18 protein-coding genes are annotated in these 19,026 nt (G+C 37.2%); 1 reads left to right on the top strand and 17 read right to left on the bottom strand.

Features of this window, described 5'->3' with window-relative positions; translation table 11 throughout:
- Positions 1-108 precede the first annotated feature (108 nt).
- From NLX73_RS01440 to NLX73_RS01405, 8 genes are all read right to left on the bottom strand, one after another.
- On the bottom strand, positions 109-639 hold the full coding sequence (locus NLX73_RS01440) for a hypothetical protein (protein WP_254325192.1): 531 nt from the start codon (positions 637-639) through the stop codon (positions 109-111).
- A gap of 136 nt (positions 640-775) precedes the next feature.
- Positions 776-1,429, bottom strand: a complete 654-nt coding sequence (locus NLX73_RS01435; RefSeq protein ID WP_209943039.1) for a hypothetical protein — start codon at positions 1,427-1,429, stop codon at positions 776-778.
- Between the two features lie 219 nt (positions 1,430-1,648).
- A complete protein-coding gene (locus tag NLX73_RS01430) occupies positions 1,649-3,067 on the bottom strand; it encodes a caspase family protein (RefSeq protein ID WP_254325191.1) in 1,419 nt (472 codons plus the stop codon).
- A 222-nt stretch (positions 3,068-3,289) separates the two neighbouring features.
- Positions 3,290-4,021 (bottom strand): hypothetical protein, encoded by a 732-nt coding sequence (locus tag NLX73_RS01425; RefSeq protein WP_220029942.1) that lies wholly within the window; start codon positions 4,019-4,021, stop codon positions 3,290-3,292.
- A gap of 207 nt (positions 4,022-4,228) precedes the next feature.
- Positions 4,229-5,050 carry a DUF6602 domain-containing protein gene (locus NLX73_RS01420; protein WP_254325190.1) on the bottom strand — a complete coding sequence of 274 codons (822 nt, stop codon included), beginning with the start codon at positions 5,048-5,050 and terminating at the stop codon, positions 4,229-4,231.
- 186 nt (positions 5,051-5,236) lie between these two features.
- Positions 5,237-6,052, bottom strand: a complete 816-nt coding sequence (locus tag NLX73_RS01415; RefSeq protein WP_220029944.1) for a hypothetical protein — start codon at positions 6,050-6,052, stop codon at positions 5,237-5,239.
- Positions 6,053-6,217: 165 nt separating this feature from the next.
- Positions 6,218-6,856 carry a COG1361 family protein gene (locus tag NLX73_RS01410; protein ID WP_254325189.1) on the bottom strand — a complete coding sequence of 213 codons (639 nt, stop codon included), beginning with the start codon at positions 6,854-6,856 and terminating at the stop codon, positions 6,218-6,220.
- Positions 6,857-7,037: 181 nt separating this feature from the next.
- On the bottom strand, positions 7,038-7,262 hold the full coding sequence (locus tag NLX73_RS01405) for a helix-turn-helix domain-containing protein (RefSeq protein WP_254325188.1): 225 nt from the start codon (positions 7,260-7,262) through the stop codon (positions 7,038-7,040).
- Positions 7,263-7,415: 153 nt separating this feature from the next.
- Here NLX73_RS01405 and NLX73_RS01400 point away from each other — a divergent pair, with 153 nt between their 5' ends.
- Positions 7,416-7,703, top strand: a complete 288-nt coding sequence (locus NLX73_RS01400) for a DUF6809 family protein (protein WP_179033033.1) — start codon at positions 7,416-7,418, stop codon at positions 7,701-7,703.
- Positions 7,704-7,895: 192 nt separating this feature from the next.
- Here the strand turns inward: NLX73_RS01400 and NLX73_RS01395 are convergent, their stop codons facing one another.
- The 9 genes from NLX73_RS01395 to NLX73_RS01355 form a co-directional block, all read right to left on the bottom strand.
- Positions 7,896-9,137: a hypothetical protein gene (locus NLX73_RS01395; RefSeq protein ID WP_254325187.1), complete on the bottom strand. Its 1,242-nt coding sequence runs from the start codon at positions 9,135-9,137 to the stop codon at positions 7,896-7,898.
- A 322-nt stretch (positions 9,138-9,459) separates the two neighbouring features.
- A complete protein-coding gene (locus tag NLX73_RS01390) occupies positions 9,460-10,215 on the bottom strand; it encodes a DUF4145 domain-containing protein (protein ID WP_254325186.1) in 756 nt (251 codons plus the stop codon).
- 197 nt (positions 10,216-10,412) lie between these two features.
- Entirely contained in the window at positions 10,413-10,754 is a 342-nt protein-coding gene (locus tag NLX73_RS01385) for a hypothetical protein (protein ID WP_254325185.1), read from the bottom strand.
- 6 nt (positions 10,755-10,760) lie between these two features.
- Positions 10,761-11,381, bottom strand: coding sequence for a hypothetical protein (locus tag NLX73_RS01380; protein WP_254325184.1), 621 nt, complete (start codon positions 11,379-11,381; stop codon positions 10,761-10,763).
- 183 nt (positions 11,382-11,564) lie between these two features.
- Positions 11,565-12,326: a hypothetical protein gene (locus NLX73_RS01375; RefSeq protein ID WP_254325183.1), complete on the bottom strand. Its 762-nt coding sequence runs from the start codon at positions 12,324-12,326 to the stop codon at positions 11,565-11,567.
- A 133-nt stretch (positions 12,327-12,459) separates the two neighbouring features.
- Entirely contained in the window at positions 12,460-13,158 is a 699-nt protein-coding gene (locus tag NLX73_RS01370) for a tyrosine-type recombinase/integrase (protein WP_254325182.1), read from the bottom strand.
- 309 nt (positions 13,159-13,467) lie between these two features.
- A complete protein-coding gene (locus tag NLX73_RS01365) occupies positions 13,468-15,531 on the bottom strand; it encodes a methyl-accepting chemotaxis protein (protein WP_254325181.1) in 2,064 nt (687 codons plus the stop codon).
- A 284-nt stretch (positions 15,532-15,815) separates the two neighbouring features.
- Positions 15,816-16,355: a CueP family metal-binding protein gene (locus NLX73_RS01360; RefSeq protein WP_254325180.1), complete on the bottom strand. Its 540-nt coding sequence runs from the start codon at positions 16,353-16,355 to the stop codon at positions 15,816-15,818.
- Between the two features lie 228 nt (positions 16,356-16,583).
- On the bottom strand, positions 16,584-18,971 hold the full coding sequence (locus NLX73_RS01355; protein WP_254325179.1) for a polyprenyl synthetase family protein: 2,388 nt from the start codon (positions 18,969-18,971) through the stop codon (positions 16,584-16,586).
- Positions 18,972-19,026 lie beyond the last annotated feature (55 nt).

The raw sequence follows: 19,026 nt of genomic DNA, 5'->3' as shown, positions 1-19,026 counted from the left end.
AACGTTCCTGTATTCACGACCTCAGCATATGCTGAGGTGTCCGGCTCCTGCCGGACCAAGGACGAATGTCCGCAGCGTGAATATTATGTTAAGTGATCTTCCTCTGAATTACCTATCAAATACGTCTTGAAAATATTTATCCATTAATCCTTTATTCTTAAATCTGTCTTTAATATGTTCTTTAGATCTTAAACAAGCATTTCTATAACCTTCACTTCTCATATTGTCCGCAAGAAAAACCATTTCAATTATTGGATCACTTGGTTCCAGCTCGTATGCTTTTGAAAGCATGTTTTTCCCTATGCTTTCCCAATGCTCATAGTCTCCAAAATGATGAGGAAACAAAGTGATCATGTAACCGAAAATCAATAAAAACTGCGTCTCTGTCGAGAAATTACGTATCCCTTCTTCTGTAACTTCGCTTAATGTCAATTCAATGATTTCATAATCGTTATCATTAAGCCCCTGAGTAATAAACGTATTTCCAGATTCGACGCTCAGATACCAGGATATAAAACCTAAATTCAAGCATATACTCAAGTCACGCTTTCCTTTGTCCCACTCACTTTTCATTGACAAAAAGGCTTCTTGATACTTTTTTGCAGTCTCAAATTCACTTATTTGATCTCCATCAATCATCCTTTAGCTTCCTTTCAATTTTGCCTCGGAATTTCACTTAACGTTCCTGTATTCACGACCCAGCGTAGGCTGGGTGGCGAATGCCGGACCCAGGGCGTAGGCTCGCAGCGTGAATATTATGTTATATGAAGTCCGTTTAGTTGTTTAGCTTACCCAACAATGCTTTTACACTTGAAGTGTTATTTTCTTTGTCTTTTGTTGTCCATGCCACAGTCATATTAAATTTCTTGAGCAGTTGAATTAACTCGGCTATATCTTCAACAGCTCCATCAGTATAAACATATAATTTTCTTAAAGTTTTATCTTGAGGCTTTTTGTTTTCAGGAAGTTTCACTTCGTGCTTTAACACTGTTTTATCAGCTTCATCTACTACTTTTAACTCGCTTATTATGCTTCTACTTTTTCTTAATTCAGTAATTTTGTTGTCACGATTTATGCTTTGAGGAATGCTACTATTAAGCTGTTCAAGAAAGTTCTTAAAATCAAAAGAACCTGAACTTGAATTTAGCTGTAATTCCTTTATCAGAACTTCTTTCAATTCATCTTTTATATATACTTCAAACTGACCTTTACTATGGTTACCATATACCTTTACAGGCTTTATAAGGTTGGTGTTTCTCAGATATATAAATAATTTGTCTTTTGAATCTTTGTCTTCATCTGATAAAAACATCATAAATAAGAATCTTCCTTTTCCAACTTGGGTTTCAAAGATTAATGTTTTATCATCCGATGCGATAGCCTCTGCATAAATGTTATTCAATTTATTAAAATTAAATTGTGTTGTCATTTCTGTTCCTCTCATTTTTTAGGATTTCATATAACGTTTCTATAGTCATGAACCCCGAAGGGGTTGTCTGCTGAAATTCCTCTTCGAAATCCTTCCCGCAGATCAAGGCTCCCTCAGGAGCCGCTGCTTGAATATTATGTTATACGACGGAATTACTTCTTCGATTAGGCCTCATTTATATTTTTTCAACGCTCTAACCTATTTAACTTTCAGAATCATTTAATCATGTTTATTCGAGGAATTTTGTACTTCCAAGCGTGCTTGTATACTGCTTTTAATATATTCAAAAAATTCATTATTGATTTTCTTAATTCTTTTCATTCCTTCACTTTTATTGGCATATCTCAAATCGAAATACTTCCATTTACTTCTATCACCATATTCATATATTTCCCATCCAGTTTCATGATACGTGATGAATTTATAAAAAACGGTAATCTTATAACGTGAAATTAAAAAAACCACATTACATTGGTAAGGGAAAGTTGCCGGATAACTTGGATTTAATTTTATTTTAAGAGAGTCAAAAGTAGTATTCAACCTTGTAGAAATACCTGTAAACTCAACTTTTGGCTTAAACAAATTTGGAATGAGATTTCCATAAATATTATTATAAATATTGTTACTATTACTGATCTCTTCTTTCTCTACTTCAATAAAATAATCATTAGGATTTTTATCAATCCACCTAGCTACTGCATCTATGTCTAAAATTTCTGTATAATTTGATACTTCAATAACATCTAAAGAAAATATCTCTGCAAGAAAGTCAATATTAATTATTTCAGCAAATGCTTCTTTCATCTCACTTAAAATCTTATCAATCTCATCTTTAGATGAATATGATTTAGATAATCTTTTAATTGCTTCAGTCAATGAAGTTTCTTCTTTTTTATAATCAAGAATTTGTTTTTCATATTTTTTTATATCAATATTTTTTATGATATCTGTAATATTACAAAAAATATCACTCATAGTGCCTTGAGTAACAAAATAAGGAGTTTGCTTACTTGACTGAGCAAATTTATCTTTAATGTATTCTATAATGCTTGCATAGCTGATTTCATTTCCTTTGTAATTTAAGATGGCTTCAGCAAAACTTTTTGTAAAATGACTAATCGTATCTACATAGGAAGACTGATGGCTATGAGAAGAGAACATAAAGTACAAATTACTAATTGCTTTTTCTTGTTCGAAGATTTGAGTAACTTCTAAATCTCCTTTGATATAAGGTATTCCGGAATTACATGCATCAACTACTTTTACAGTTAATTTTGGATCAACTCCTCTAATCTGTTGATCAATAAAATTATTTGAAAGAGTAGTTGTATTATATTTTTCTTTTGAATAGTCTGTTAGAACAAATCTAAGATCCTCCTCTTCCCCATCATAAGTTCCATGTCCAGTGTAGTAAAAGAAAAGTTCCCCAATCTCTTCCTCTCTTATACCAGAGAAGAAACTCGTTAAACTTTCTTTTACATTCAGAGAATCGGTTTTTTCATATATTTCTAAAACATCTGTGTATTTATTTGTTGCCTTTAAAATATCTGATATAAGTTTATAATCATTTTTACACCCTGGTAGTGGCGTGATATTTTCGTAATCTGATACTGCTATTACTATAGCTACATTTTTCATGATGTAATTCTCCCTTTCTTTAACTTTGATTCTGTTGTATAACGTTCCTGTATTCACGACGTCCGACGAATGTCGGATGTGTCTGCTGAATCTGCTTCCACGAAATCCTTCCCGCAGACCAAGACTCCGTTAGGAGCCGCTACTTGAATATTATGTTATACGACAGAATCCCTTCTCTGATTGACTAACATATTCTTTTTTTCTTTAACTCTATTTTTGGAGTCATTCTTTTCTAAAAGTATACTTTATCCAACTCTTAGTTAAAAAGAAATCTTCGGGTAATTTAAGTTCATTTGAATCATAAATATCATCAAGTTCAAGTTGGTCAATCTCACCATCATTTATAATTTGCTTTTCTAATAATTTTTCAATAGGCATTGGATCATTAGCCTTATTTCCAGCTCCTACTTTACAACTCATCCATTTAATAATCCATTCTGAAAGTGTATCCCACTCTTCACATTCAAAAGTCTTACTAGTTTGTCCAATAGGTATATCCTTCTCAATATTAGTAATAGAATTGACTTTAATGCCGCCTCGTGATTCATCTACTGTCATTACAAAACTTCTTTGCTTGATGGGTTCGAATTGTGATGCTTGTTGTATTTGGTCTCGCAAAAGTTGTGCCTTATAATTTTCACTTTTTTTTAATTGGAGCAACGATGTTTTTGAGAATTTGAGGTCTGGGATAGAAATTGTAACTGCTAGATCTGAGCCATATTTATCCGTTTGATTTTTACCTTTTCTATGTAAAATATACTGTTTAACCTCTACTTTATAAACTTCAGTATTTCCTACATCGCAATTCCTTCTCGTCTTTGCTAAAACCTCAGTAAGTCTGTTTAAAAATGCTTCCTCACTACATGGTCTGCCAGCTAGCCATTTCCTTGTTTCATTTTGTATTTCTTTCAACATTACTCCAAGAATTTTATCGACATTTAAGTTTTTTTGCATAATTTCTCCTTCTGTAAAGTTGATTCTTCAACAATATCATTTAGATTTTGTCGTATAACGTTCCTGTATTCATGAACCCCACAAGGGTTGTCTGCTGAAATTCCTCTCCGAAATCCTTCCCGCAGACCAAGGTTCCGTTAGGAGTCGCAGCTTGAATATTATGTTATGTGAAGTTGCAGGCATCGTAGAATTAGCACACGAGATCTCTTAATCTAAAAACCTTGCGGCACCATTTGGTAAATTGAAATTTCTCAAGTAAGGCATCATATCCATCCAATTCGCTGATACACCTGATAATGCAAGTGTTAACTGAGAAAAGAGCATCAATAAGCTTCCAGTATTGTTATCCATCACTAGCCATTTTCCATTTGGGTTTTGTCGCCGATTTTCATCATTAATAAAGGAGATTGGGCTATTGTCGAATTGAATGACCCCTTTACCTAAAACTACTATTAAATCAGCAACTGGACTACTTATCTGATTCCTTTCGTTCCCAGTTAACGGCATTGAGGGTATTATAACCCTTTTATTATTAACATAGTTGTTAATCCAACCATGAATCGTAGACATATTCGCTGGACCATCATAGGCAACAATGATTGATAGGATTCCTGGTGGCTGATAACCAGTATGAAAACTTGTTACTACATTTCTTTGCAAACTCTTGGTGTTTCTAATTGAATTAAATGCACTTATGAGTTCCTGCTCCGTCAATAGAGATTTCACTTCTATAGTCGCAACAACGGATTCAGCAAAAAAACCGTTAATATCTCCCCCAAAGTTTAGTTTAGGATAATTTTTCTTATAAAGCAGGATGTCAATTTGATTTCTCAGTTGACGAGGCTCTGAATTACAATCTATGATTTCCCCTGTACCAAACCCAATTAACTCACTCAAGTGATTCTGAAGAAATTCTCTAATAAATGCTTCTCGTGGTGTTCCCCGATGCAATGTATGTCCAGCATTTGCGGGAATTCTTGAGATTTGTAATAAAGTATTTTCAATTTCATTTATATGTCTTAGTAACATCCCTGCAACACATCCTTATCAAGTTTTCTGCAATTTCACATAACGTTCGCACATTCCTGACGTTCAAGCGGCTTAAGTGACCATAGGGAACGGGTCGTTAAACTTAGCCGATTGAATGTGTGCCAGAATTAACTTCTCCGAAATCCCTCTTGGCGACCGAGGACGCGACGTTGTAGGAATGTAATGTTAGGTGATGTCATCGGTTCTAAGAGTTACCTGAGGTTCATTAGAAATTATTGATGGGTCGTTTGTTATAAAATCGATGATCTTAATAATGTCTGTTTTTACACTTGAAAAATACTCATCTATTGCTTCCTTAGTAATCACGTTTATTACAGTATGCGGCATCCCAACAATTGGGTTTCTCCATACCATAACTCCTTTAGAAACCTCAATTACAGACATCTCATTACTTTCATTTAAATAAGTTTCAAATAGTTTACCGTCGATTACTATTACAGGCAAACAGATCCTTACATATCTATCATTCTTTCTTGAATCTACACTTTTTGATATAGCTCTAGTTGCTTTAGAAACCGAAACACATGAATTATATGCAACATCATTCCCGTTTGTAAAAGCTTGTGTAAGTCCATAACCGGGGCGTTCTGGTAAGCTAAATAGATTAAGGTCTTGAATTTCTTTTTTATGTGCTAAGTTTCCCAATACAATATTTCCAATTCTTGAGCCAGCTCTTTGAGCTATTCTAGCTGGAGGAGCTAATCTTGTATTCTCTGAGGTAAATATTATCCATGGTTTATCTTTCGATACTTTGCATTCAATTATAAGGCTTATTCTAACAAGTTTATTACCAATCTCTTTTTGAAGACTTGCAACTATATCTATCTCTCTTTGTTGAGTTGACTCATCATCAATAAAATACTCCGATTGAATAACATTAAATTTTAAGTTCAGTAAAACTTCTGCCACACTCATCTCTAATGGATAGCCCTGAGAATTTAACCAATCCATTATTCGTGTATTAATATTATTGTCTGACAATATCTTCACCTTTTCCTTTCACGATGATTTCACCTAACGTTCCTGTATTTATGAACCCCAAAGGGGTTGTCTGCCGAAATGCCTCTCCGAAATCCATCCCGCAGACCAAGGCTCCAAAGGAGCCGCAGCGTGAATATTATGTTATAGGATGTTGCTTGTTCTTATTTACTCTCTTTTATTATCATTGATACGTTCTTCTAATTGCCTCATTTCAAAAAATCCATTTAACTCAACTTCTCTTGATACAACAGTCATAAATTCTTTCCATTGTGGTATTTGAGTATCATTGTATTCAATGACTATTACGCCACTTTCTTGAACCCATAGTCTTATACTTATATAGAATTTTTTCCCGAAAATATCTTCGTAAGAAACCGTTGTACTGTATGTAATGAAGTAATAATCAGTAGGATCTTTTCTCGCAATTTTAATTACAAATGGTACATGTTCACCCTCAGGTATACTAATTGAATTGTTCCCCACTCTAAATTCAATAGGTTCTTCTTCTTCACTTCTAAAGTTAAGCACGTTTACATTTTTCGCAACTCCTTTTCCTGCATTCTTTATTCCAAAATGAACTAACGCGGTTGTTCCTACATCATCAGTCAGTGGATATTCGTAATTTCCAGCAAACAAATTATCATCATTAAAAAATTGATTAACCCTACCTGGCATCAACAAAGGTCTAATTGAGGTTTTTCGGGAAGAGATGTTTTCTCTGAAAATATAAATTGTAATTATAAAAGTTAATACAATCGCAATATTTGCAGATACCTGAATTATATCCATTAGTAATTTAGACATATATCCTCCTCTTGTATTTTCGGGTTTTGCAATTTCCTATAACGTTTCTGTATTCATAAACCCCGAAGGGGTTGTCTGCTGAAATTACTCCCCGAAATCCATCCGCAGACCAAGGCTCCGAAGGAGCCCGCTGCTTGAATATTATGTTATACGACGGATTCGCTTCTTGAATCTGCCCTCACTATTGAATATCTCCAGGTAGATATTCAATCAAATCAGATAATTTACAGTTAAATGTATCGCAAAGCTTGAATAAAGTCTCCAGCTTTGTTGTTTCTATATTCGTTTCCCTATATAGCTTATTAATTGAATTCCGACTCAATCCCGATTTCGCCATCAATTCTGTTATATCATCTATTCGATGTTCTGCCATGAGTTCCCTTATATTGCACTTGATTACGGTCATCTTTTCCCCTCCATAATTCTATCTTATCTCCCATATCAGTAATCATCAACGAAAAGCAAAGATTTAACTCTACAAAGTTAAATATTCACCTTGTAATTAACTCTACAAGGTTATATAATAACTCTATGAAGTTAGTTAAAGGAGGAACATCATATGATTAATGCATTAGAATCATTGACAGAGCCACTTATAAGAATACGTTTAGAATTACTCTTTGCTGAGCTTCTGGAGTACCATACGGAGTACAATCAGCTTTCTTCGGAGACAGATCGATACTTTAGAACGCTTCGCGAAGCGTTACCCGATCAACTTCAACATACGGTTTTTCTGTACGAAGATGCTCAAGTTTCTCTCCAATCCATCTTAGAAAGAAGCATCTACATACAAGGTTTCAAAGACGCTCTACAACTCTTTAGTGAATTGAAAAACTCTAGCATTTAGAGGATCATATGATCCTCTTTTTCTATTTCTATTACTTCTGATTCTGTCGTATAACGTTCACTGTATTCACGACCCGGCGCATGCCGGGTGTCCGACGAATGTCGGACCCAGGGCGTATGCCCCAGCGTGAATATTATGTTATGCGATGCCCTAGCTTTTCAGATCTCGTTCCATTCAGTAGTTTCACTTTCACTACACACCATACAAGATTCTCATTAATTCCTTATCACATTCGCTTTCTACTTTATCTGGTATATCCTTAGTACCTTCTCTGTGAACCAAGTATAGGTATACCTTTACATCATCTGAGAATTTTTTAAATGCTTTCTTGTTAAAATATATGTTTTGAGCATTAATTAAAAATTCTCCTTTAATTAGAGGCCATAAACACTTGAGTTTCCCCCTTTTGTTGGAATGATTCAAATCGAATTGTTCTTTTAATTTATCAAGACTAATGATTCTTCCATTATTTTTATAATAAGAAATAATAATATAAGGTTTTTCTGCATTGATAACATTTGCATAACAAACTGTATCTTCAATAACCATAATTTCTGAAAGAGAAAAATTCACTTTACTTAGTGGCAATTCAAAAGATATGGTTTCTAAACTAGGCTCTATGTTATCTCTTAAGAGTAGCTTGAGTTCCTCCAATACTTTCAGCATAAGAGGATACAATTCAAATAATGAATTAACTAGTACGCTATAATCACGAAAAAAAGTGGATTTTGAACCAGTTGGATTAAAAGCAACATACTTAGTTTCTTTAATCAATTCCGAAAGAAATTTAATATTCATTATTTTGTAATATATATCAAAGCTAATCGCCTTTAAGGCATACTCCAAATTTTGAATATTACTACCTGAATAGTTCCCATTCCCATCTGTTTCAATTGAAGAAAAAAGTTCTACATCGTGTTTTTTGCAAAAAGAAACTGTGACGCTTGCATCTTCAATATCAATCTCAGAGTAACCACTTTGTGTTATCGCATTACGCAAAAAGTCTTTGCCTTCTCCTAAAATAACTTTATGGTCATTAAATCGAATTACTTTTTCACCATCACTTAGATTCTTTAAAACAATACCTCTAGAGAGCGTATGAGATCGTCTCATATGATTTTTATTGTCACAATCGCCGAACACCTTATTAGCAGCGCAGTAGCTAATATTCTTTTTATTAAGAGATTTATCTTCTGTAATATAACTTAATAACTTTTTATCTTTTTTAGAATATATCTCTTCTAGCATTTCATCTACATAAGGCGTTTTTTTTCTATTGATTGCCGCTTCTTCAACTTCCTTTTTGCAGCAATTTTCGTACAGTTCTCCACTTAGACAAACACACATTTTATCATCCATAGGCAAATGGTCTTTTGGCGAAAATACAGGGTAATTATTTCTGTTAAACAGCTCATCATATAGTTGAAAATTCATTTTGATTACCTCCACTATTATTTCATTCTGCTCGCAATCAATTATAAAACTCACTCGACTCACTTTAATGATTTAAAGTTATAAATGATTTTAAGAAATTCTTTATTTTTCACATCATTGTTGACTTTAGATTTTTAAAAGGTTTCGCATAACGTTCCTGTATTCATGACGTCCGACAAAGTCGGATGTGTCTGCTGTAATTCCTCCTCGAAATTCATCAAACAGACCACGGCTCCGTAAGGAGCCGCAGCTTGAATATTATGTTAGGCGAGGTTTCAATTCAATTAAACTTCCTAAAACAGTCTGAGATGTTTTGAACATCTTAATTATTAGGTATTATTTGGTATTTATCTAAATCGTAAATGTCTTCAAGTACTTTTTCAATTATCCCAATGCTGTCTTTCACTGTTTTTTTGGTCGGAGTTTTTATTTCATGCGCTGCCGAATTCCCAACATCGCGAACTTTTTGAAGAATTAAAGCATGTCTCCAAAGAATGTAGTCATTTTCATAAAGACCGTATATTTTTCCTTCAAGACTTTGAGATTTACATTTAGTTAATCCATCTTTCTTTAAAATAGCCTGTTTGTTCTCATCAAACAATGTACCATCTGTTACACCAACTTCTTTACATATTGCTTCAATAAGAGTTCTTAAACCAAATGCACACAGCAAGTAGTATTTCAAATTATAGACATGAATTATTTGATTATATAACTCCAGAATATCTTCGGGAAGTTTTTCAAACTCTTTAGGACTCAATTGTAATGCAGGGATTACTAGGATAGGGTCCTTTAGTGTAGGATCTTCTTTAGGTTTTTCAGGGTATACAGTAATTGTTGTATAATAATCTCTTTCACCATCAATATAAGGGCTTTCGTTCCACATGTCTTCATCACCATACTCTCGAATGAAAGCGATTGTGTCACATCCCATACATCTTGCTACGTAATAAAATTCTTCCCATTGAATTTCGTCACCATATTCAGTTTGTCTTTTATATGGATTCTGAATTGAAATATGATTTGTTTCAACTTTACAATGACTACAATATGCCTTTGCTGTTCTTGTTTCAGTCATGCTATCAGACTCCATTCAATAATTTTAAAAACAAATAAGATTAAAAAGGTATCCTACTCTCTGAAATCTCGCCTAACGTTCCTGTATTCACGACCCAGCGTATGCTGGGTGTCCGGCGACTGCCGGACCTAGGGCGTATGCTCGGTGCGTGAATATTATGTTATGTGAAGGTGTCAACAGCTATGAGTACCCTACAATTAATCAATGTCTACAAAGATATTTAAGTTTTTGAAAAAACCTATTCTCGGCTTCTCTCGTCCCATAGTATTTTCAAAAATATTAGTATACAGTTTTTGGATTTCAACAGGAGTTTTGCTCCACCGTTCCGGCGAAATAAAAAAATTCTCTACGTTCATTGCAAGGATATTAGATATCAAAATTTTTTGTTGATCTAATTCAGTGTTGACAATTTGGTCTTTCAAAAATTTATACCTATTTCTGTCTTTTGTAAGGTAGCTCATTAAAACAACTGTACTATCTTCCATAGGTATAATAGTAAAAAAGAAAGGAGAAATATAATAAAGAGGATTATTTATCATATTCCCTTATACATCTTTATCTACAAAAAACATAGAAGTAGCTGCTATTCCATAATTACGTGGCCACACTAAAACTTCCGTACTAATTCTTCCGAATTTCTTATTATCCAAATTGTTATTCATGCTATTTTTTAAACTCTCTATAAAATCCAAATGATTTTTGTAAAAACGAATCTTTTTCTCAATTTCTTCTGTATTTTCTCCTCTTTTTTTCTTGATTTCAAAGTGTTCTTTCATAAAGCCAAACGTGCTATGCCGCTCATAATATGCCAAAGCAAATGCTCGATATGCAAACAAATAATTTTGTTCTAAATCATTTACTTTGTACTCGTTTTGTTCAATCGGCTGAAAAATTTCTCGATCATGATGATTACAAAAACCAGTAAATATAGAAGCTTTGCCTTTTCCAACAAGATGTAATTTTGACCTTTTGCTTAATCCTACTTTTCCAAAATCGATACATAGTACCTCACCATTTTCATTTGAAATCCTATTTAAATATTTTTTATTTTGTATCGAATGGGCTTTAGAAGTTATACCGTTGCATTTACTATCTTTATGCACACAACCTTTAAACATAGTAAGATTTCTTATTCTGTTTGCTTCTTTATTTAATGATATGTTCATTTATTATTAGCCTCTCTTTAAAAGTTATTTGGCACTTTCACATAACGTTCCTGTATTCATGAACCCCAAAGGGGTTGTCTGCTGAAATGCCTCATCGGAATCCTTCCAGCAGACCAAGGCTCCATGAGGAGCCGTTGCTTGAATATTATGTTATCCGATGCCACTTTTCTTTGAATAGTTGAACTATATATTCTCTTTGATAGCTTGTTTAACTATTTCTTTCAGCACCTTGTAACAATCTTTCATTTCATTGATAGCTTTTGTGATTTCGCTATCTTCTTGTGTGTGGCCGACTTGATTTCTTAACCAAGTAAATCTAGTTTCAAGCCTCGTACTTCTCTTGCGAGTACCGTCTTTTTGTTCAATTAGCTTTGTTGATCGTTGTTTTAATTTTTTTTCATCTTTCTTTGCTTTCACAATAAATTTATCAACTTCCGACTGATAATCAGTCTTAAGAACTAGCATTAAAAGACTATACAAAAACATAAATTTCCCTAAATCATCATCGTGATTAATCGCTTGACGATACAGATCATAATAAACGTGATTTGTCTTATCAGATTTAGTCAAAGATTTTATTTCATCTAACTGGGTAAGGTTAAATTTAAACGGAACAGTAAGTACCATTGAATGATCACTAAAACCACTCTTATATTCAGCAAAATTATGTAAAGTTTGCTCTATTCCATGAACCTGGATTCCACTAGTAAATATTATTCCTTTTATGATTTGGTCAATCTTTTTTTCTGCAATTCTCTTAGCTAGCTCAAATTCAATATCGTCCGTAAAATCGATTTTGATAATAACTATTCCCTTGTTTTCTTTATTATCAAAAGTTATAGATATGTGCTCAATTTCATTTTTCCTTGTCGAGAAATCTATCTCTAATACTTCTTTAGATATAGGTAAATTCGAATATGCTGTGTATTCAATAAACTTTTTCATTATTCATCTCCTCGGCTTTAAGTGGTTTCGGATAACGTCTTATTTACGAACTTCCGAAAGAATGTTCTCTTCGTCATATTCACGAACTTCGTGAATCCTGCACTTTTCTCCTTATTCCCGCACTTTCTGCGTTTCAATCCTCCAGCCTGTCCATCTGATCCAGTGGGCTTTGAATTCGCCCAATGTCCCGCCTACTCACATGTGTATAGCGCTCCGTTGTTCGCACACTCTGATGCCCCAGCAGTTCCTGAATATAGCGAAGATCAATCCCATTCTCCAGCAAGTGGGTCGCAAAGGAATGCCTCAGCGAATTGATACTCACCTGTTTGCGAATGCCCGCTTCAACCAGCGCTTTTTCAAACACTTTTTGCGCTGAACGTTCCGTCAGGTGGCGGCCTTCCCTCTGCCCAGGAAACAGCCAGTCTGCTGGCTGCTCCACCCCTATATACTGCTCGACCACCGCAAAAGCCGCTTCGGATAGCAGCGTTTGCCGATCTTTCCTGCCCTTTCCCTGACGAACTTTCAGTACTTTCCGTTCACGGTCGCAGTCTTCAAGACGCAACCTCACCACTTCGCTTACCCGCAGCCCGGATGTATACGTCAGGTACAGAATAGCCTTATGCTTTAGATTTTTCACTGCTTTCAACAGACGCATAACCTCATTCAGGGACAGCACATCTGGCAGTTTACTCTCCTTTTTCGGACGAACATAGGCTGCGGATTTGGGCTGCTTTAGCACATGGCGAAAGTGAAATTTCAGCGCGCTGATCGCTTGGTTAACATAAGCGTGCGAAAGACCTTTTTCGAGCAGCACCAGCGCATATTTTTGCACCACCGCATCATTTATGCTTGCTTCGGTCCCTTGCAATCCGGCAAAAAAAGCGTTCCGTTTGCGATATGTATGCTTTAATCGTCTGCTGCTGTCCCCTTGCCTCCTTAGTATATCAGCCGTTCAAAAAATTGGAAATCTAATTTTACACAAAAAAAGGGACTTAAGATGGATATTCATCTTAAGTCCCTGATTCTTTCAGAGTGAATTATTGATCCATTAAGTCCAATTTTCATCATCATAAAGTGTCTTGCCTTTACTTGTCCAGTTCCTCCGTCACATCATCCCATAGCATCGCCGCCACCTACCATGTTACTCCACCTTGAACTGTTTTAATTCGTCTTGAAGCTTATTGGACAATTGGTTTAATTGTTTGGATAGTTCAGCAACCTGTTCGAAGCTCTCCAATTGTTCCTGCGTGCTGGCGCTAACCTCTTCGGTTGAAGCGGAATTCTCTTCTGTGGTAGAAGAGATGATCTCCAACGCCTGCAAAATCTCATCTTTGTGCTTGTGGACTTTGGAGGTGTTGTTGCTGATCTGGATCATTCGCAATTTCAAATCTTCCAAATCCTTGTTAATGCTAAAGAATACTTGCTTCGTGTCCTCCACCGATCTCGCATTTTCTTCTGCAATTTTCAGCCCATGAACTGTATGCTCAACCGATACACTGGTTTTTTCTTCAATGACACGTACCTTCTTGTAGATTTCCTGTGTCGCCAGCGCCGTCTGCTCAGCCAGCTTGCGAACCTCTCCGGCAACAACAGCAAACCCTTTGCCCTGTTCTCCTGCACGTGCAGCTTCAATGGAAGCATTGAGCGCCAGCAGATTGGTCTGCGTTGCAATTTGGTTGACCGTATCCACGATGCTGGAAATCTCATGACGGCTCAGATCAATATCCTGAATAATCGACGACATCGCTTGTGTGGAATTATGATTTTCTTCAGCCCATCTGGATAACTGATCTACTACAGCAAGCCCCTGTCCACTTTGCTCAGCAGAGATCTGCACCATCGTTTCGATGGCTTTGGCATCATTGGCAATTTCGTCAATTTGGCCGGATAATGCTCCGGTTTTTTGTAAAATGTTATCCGTTTCGATGGATTGGTAGTTCGTTGCATTGGCAATCTCATTAATTGCTGTCGCCGTATCGTTCATCGTGATCGCGGTTCTGGAAGAAATGGATTGCAAATCATTTGAAGACTGATTCAAGACTTGAGCTGAGCCGCCCACCATTTGGAGCATGCCTTGAATTTTTTGAACCATATTGTAAATTCCTTGAGAAATTTGCCCGATTTCGTTGTTGGAATGCGTATCAAACTGAACGGTCAAATCTCCATTTTCAATCAGCTTGATTTTTGCAAGCAATTTCGGGATTGATCTCAACAGATAACGGAGCGTTATATAACAAATCACAACGAGCAGAATGGTGGCTGCCGCAAAACCGCCAATGGTAATCCAGGTAAACGCTTTTAATTCTGAGAGCACCTCATCTTCAGAAATGGTTAAGCCTACAGACCACCCCGTATCTTTACTGGTTGCATACCCGATATAACGACGTTCCCCATTATCATTAATTAGCTGTACTCCAGACTCGCCGGCAATCATTTTCTTTCCGATCTCCCCAAGATCACCTGTGCTTTCGTTAATCTTTTCTTTCAGCACTTTATTTTGATCGGGGTGATACAAAATATCACCTGTTTTGGATGCAAGAATCGAATAACCTGTGCTTCCAAGCGAATAGCTTTGCATAACGGCAGGGATGTCTTTGAAAGCAATATCGACAGCAGCAAATCCGATTAATTGATTACTGCTATCTTTAATCGGATAGAAAATGCCCATGAGCACATTACCCGAATTGACGTCCTTATAGGGTTCTGAGTAGTATAAACCGTCTGCTTCAACAGCTGGCTTGAAGTATGGGCGTGTATGGATATCAAAATCCGGTTTAGAAGCAACACCATCATTCTGAAGAAAGAAGCCTTTACCAGATATTCCTGCAATCCAAGCGTCGGCAAAAGATGGCTCTGCCTTTACAATGGCTGCCAGAGTCGCTACTGTTTCGGCAGCATAAGGAGAAGTTTTCACCATTTCTGCCGATGGGGTGGTTTCTAAATATTGCTTAAAAAGATTGTTTGTTGACATTTGTTTGACAAGTGATCCCTTTTCCTTAAACAACGCATCGAATTGAGTGACAACGGCCTGCGTCTTGGTCTGGAGCATGGCCTCTTGCTGCTTGACAAGTATGCTTTGCGTGCTTGCAAACATGAACGTCCCCAAGGTTGCAAAGACGACAACGATAATGATTAACAAAACCATGGCTAATGTGTTCGCGATGCTGGATGATCTGATTACCCGCTTTTTTATATTTTGTGACATGCTGCCATCTCCCCGAGGAATATTGAGCGAAAAGCTCTTAGATAATATGTCGGAAGTTTGCAGCTATTTTAATAGGTTTTTAGTATACACAATTTAAAGTTTTACTATCTGATTCCTCATAGATTCCCTCCTAACCTGTTCGTTAACTCCAGCAAAAGATTAGGGCAGCACAAAGAGCCTCCGTCAGACGTAGGCTCTTTACTAAAAGCTACATATGAGAACGCAGGGTTTTGCGGATTTAGAGCGTTTCAGCGATCCGTAAGCTCAACCCTCATCCTCCGTCGTTAACTCAACTGCATCGTTGTGATACACGTATCGTTTTTCTCGTATGTAGAGAATTCAGTTTCAGCCGTTTTACCTTCATGATTCACGCTAATGCGGTATGTTTTATCCCTCGGTAGCCATAAATCAATAAAACCATTGGATTGTGATTTCATGGCGGCATTCTCCATAATGACATTCCCTTCGGAGTCGTGAACGGTCACATTGAACGCTCCGTTTTTTATTTCGCCTTGGCAGCCCGTTAGACTATGAGTTGCACAAGGGTGGGTCTGCTCCACATATGGTGCAATCGAAACAAAAAACTCGTTGTCAGGCAAATCATAATTCACGGTCTGAGTATCGTCCTCTGTGACAATCAACTGACTGGAATTAATGGAAGCGGACTGGGCTGTTGCCTTGCCTGCACTGATATCATGCACCAATTGCTTGATATTTGTCTTCCCCGGGTTGTCCGTCCCTTCTCTCTGAATATTCCCTGCAATTAGGTACGTCCCCAATGCGGCAACAACCAACCCTGAAGCGACTAAGATTCCTTTTTTCATCTGGAGTTCATCTCCTCGTCTGTTTTGTATTATTATAAGGGAGAATGCACCATAATGGGCAAAATGGGGTACTGAAGTCACCAGATATTCACATATCTGTGTTGTGTGCTCAGACATATTTATATCACATTAGAGGATTACCGATGAACGAAGGAACATGAGCAGCTCTTCTGTCTCAACGTAAAAACACCCCATTACTCTTGTGGAGCAATGGGGTACATTCGTTTTTTAACGGTCCCGGTTCACGACATAATGTATTAAGTGCTTCAGAAAAGCAATATTGCGTGGGATCTCTTCTAATGCTTCCATCGCGAGGCAATAGTGTTCCCACATCTCTTTACTGGCACCTTCTAGACCAAGGATGGACACGAAATTCGAATTGTTGTTATCCGAATCCTGACCAACAGGTTTTCCGAGTAAGAGCATATCTCCTTCCACATCAAGCAAATCATCTTTAATCTGAAAAGCAATCCCCATATGATAGGCAAATTTCTTCAAAGCAGCAATTTCCGACTCCTTGACCTGTGCAAGCATGGCTGGCATAACCAGACAAGCCTCAAACGCCACTCCTGTTTTGTAAAAGCACACCATATTCAGCTGCTCCAAGGTCAGTGCCTTTCCTTTGGAATCCAGATCCATCGCCTGCCCCATACACATATCTTCTGCTTTCTGGGCCGAGTATTGTATCAAAGAAAGCACCGTTTCAGCATTGAACTGGTCAAGGGACGATTGTTCTCCAATCGCCTTCTGGATCAGATACAGACCGGTTAATTCCGCGGTAGCGCTATTGTGCACCTGATGCAAGGTCTGACGCCCTCTACGGGTAGACGCATTATCCTGGGAAGGAAGATCATCAAAGATCAGGGATGCGGTATGCATATACTCCAGTGATCTCAGAAGTGGCACGATTGCCGATGCATCTAATCCATATTCGTTCACGCCCATGACCCAAGTCAATATAGGCCGTATCCGCTTCCCGTCCCCTTCAAGACTGTAATTTGCAGCCTCAATAAGCTGTTCCTTCATGGCCGGAATCCCTTGAGGCTTGGTAATTTTCAATTGGTTGTTAATCTGCTCACGGACCATTTTGACCGTATTAAAAAAGTCTTCCTTTTCCCTTGCATCGTTTTTCAGATGGGTAATCATTTGGTCCCGAAGCAGCTTATCTAAGAAATCTACATCATCCGCTTTTTGTACCATCTTCTGAATGAGATTATTAAATTCCGGATTTCCGGATGCAAAGATCTCCATCGTTTCATTATACTTTTCTGTACCTACACGTTCTTTATAACGTTTGAGTCCATTCATTGCACGATCCAGTATCACCTCACGAGCCATGGCATCGGAGTCATATACGTTGTGGATCAAATAGGAAATAACCGCCCAGTATAATTCAAAGGGATTGATCAAATCCGGTCTCTGATGATGATATTTTAAATAGTAGGTATAAGGTGTTACCGCACCGTCTCTCATATCGTCAACCATATCCGCAAAATCATCAGCAAGCTGGTTATAGATACCATAAAAGAATGTTCGTTGCTCAAAGCCCTCATCCGCAGGAGCACTAATCACAGAACGGACAATCAAGCGGGACGAAGAGGACTTCAAAATAACGGGTATATAAAGCTCTTCATTGGTATAAGTAGCTCGCGTTAGATCCTTAACACGGTCAATATCTTGAGAATGAAAAAAGACATAGGCCTGCTCGAAAAAGGTTTGCTGTGTGTCCGGTCGCTGATGTTCCTTAATATACTCAAATGCATCCGAGAGCTCCGAATGTATGTATTGAATCAACTTCATATGATTTCCAGTCCAATTGCCCAACTCAGGCACAGATCCACTGAGAAGCGCGGCACGTATCATACGGGAATATTGTTCTTTCTCTTGAACGTTCAGAACCTGGGAATCGAGAAGATCATCGATGAAAGGATAGGTTAGACCATAGGAGTACCCAAGCCTGATGGCTTCATCAAGTCTGCGAGCACGTTCCACAGGCGACACTGTATCGTCCATTTCTTCCATCACATGCAGAATAACCCCGACAATGATCTTAATCAGTTTGCGCTGGGCTTGCTCGGCATCCATCTCCTTGGGAATATGGGAGGATACGGATCTAAGTTTGTTGATCACCCAAATTATCGCGGTCTCTATACCTTCCCTCTGGGCCCACCGATACACCCCGGCCAAATTCATAAATTCCGGTTGGTCTCCCCCATTTGCACGGGTGGATTGGATCAAGTGTTTTTTTACGTCTGCAATCACACGCTGAATCCGGGTATGTGTGTCAGGAGAATCCAGAGCTTTGCCTAGGTCCCTCATATAAATATAGGAGACACTTCGGTCCAGATAATCATCCAATTTGCCTGTATAATTTAGCCATTGAATGTATCTATTATAGTCCCGAGTATCAGGTTTTCTTTTTCTCCGCGAAAAAAAGGATAACCATGAGGAATGTTGAAGATGATTTTTTTTCCACTTTTGAATATCTTCTGTCAGGGTAGTCACATAAGATTTGTCTATGACCTGATCATACAGTAATGCAAAATACTGAATCGCCTTCCGCTCAGCCAGCTGATATCCTGTATTGGCTTGTAATTTTTCATTCATATGATGCATTACCTCTACTTCTCATTTTGTTAAACATGGTTGCATTTCTCCCTGAGGGAACGAA

Origin of the sequence: Paenibacillus sp. CH40, from assembly GCF_024213605.1 — a bacterium.
Classification (GTDB): domain Bacteria; phylum Bacillota; class Bacilli; order Paenibacillales; family Paenibacillaceae; genus Paenibacillus; species Paenibacillus polymyxa_B.
This window is presented reverse-complemented; position numbering and strand designations above follow the sequence as displayed.

Bases quoted from the DNA above. Each gene is read 5' to 3' on its own strand.
- NLX73_RS01420 (WP_254325190.1), bottom strand. From the start codon at position 5,050: ATGTTACTAAGACATATAAATGAAATTGAAAATACTTTATTACAAATC.
- NLX73_RS01390 (WP_254325186.1), bottom strand. From the start codon at position 10,215: ATGACTGAAACAAGAACAGCAAAGGCATATTGTAGTCATTGTAAAGTT.
- NLX73_RS01365 (WP_254325181.1), bottom strand. From the start codon at position 15,531: ATGTCACAAAATATAAAAAAGCGGGTAATCAGATCATCCAGCATCGCG.
- NLX73_RS01355 (WP_254325179.1), bottom strand. From the start codon at position 18,971: ATGCATCATATGAATGAAAAATTACAAGCCAATACAGGATATCAGCTG.
- NLX73_RS01405 (WP_254325188.1), bottom strand. From the start codon at position 7,262: ATGACCGTAATCAAGTGCAATATAAGGGAACTCATGGCAGAACATCGA.
- NLX73_RS01440 (WP_254325192.1), bottom strand. From the start codon at position 639: ATGATTGATGGAGATCAAATAAGTGAATTTGAGACTGCAAAAAAGTAT.
- NLX73_RS01400 (WP_179033033.1), top strand. From the start codon at position 7,416: ATGATTAATGCATTAGAATCATTGACAGAGCCACTTATAAGAATACGT.
- NLX73_RS01360 (WP_254325180.1), bottom strand. From the start codon at position 16,355: ATGAAAAAAGGAATCTTAGTCGCTTCAGGGTTGGTTGTTGCCGCATTG.
- NLX73_RS01430 (WP_254325191.1), bottom strand. From the start codon at position 3,067: ATGAAAAATGTAGCTATAGTAATAGCAGTATCAGATTACGAAAATATC.
- NLX73_RS01395 (WP_254325187.1), bottom strand. From the start codon at position 9,137: ATGAATTTTCAACTATATGATGAGCTGTTTAACAGAAATAATTACCCT.
- NLX73_RS01425 (WP_220029942.1), bottom strand. From the start codon at position 4,021: ATGCAAAAAAACTTAAATGTCGATAAAATTCTTGGAGTAATGTTGAAA.
- NLX73_RS01410 (WP_254325189.1), bottom strand. From the start codon at position 6,856: ATGTCTAAATTACTAATGGATATAATTCAGGTATCTGCAAATATTGCG.
- NLX73_RS01380 (WP_254325184.1), bottom strand. From the start codon at position 11,381: ATGAACATATCATTAAATAAAGAAGCAAACAGAATAAGAAATCTTACT.
- NLX73_RS01375 (WP_254325183.1), bottom strand. From the start codon at position 12,326: ATGAAAAAGTTTATTGAATACACAGCATATTCGAATTTACCTATATCT.
- NLX73_RS01435 (WP_209943039.1), bottom strand. From the start codon at position 1,429: ATGACAACACAATTTAATTTTAATAAATTGAATAACATTTATGCAGAG.
- NLX73_RS01385 (WP_254325185.1), bottom strand. From the start codon at position 10,754: ATGATAAATAATCCTCTTTATTATATTTCTCCTTTCTTTTTTACTATT.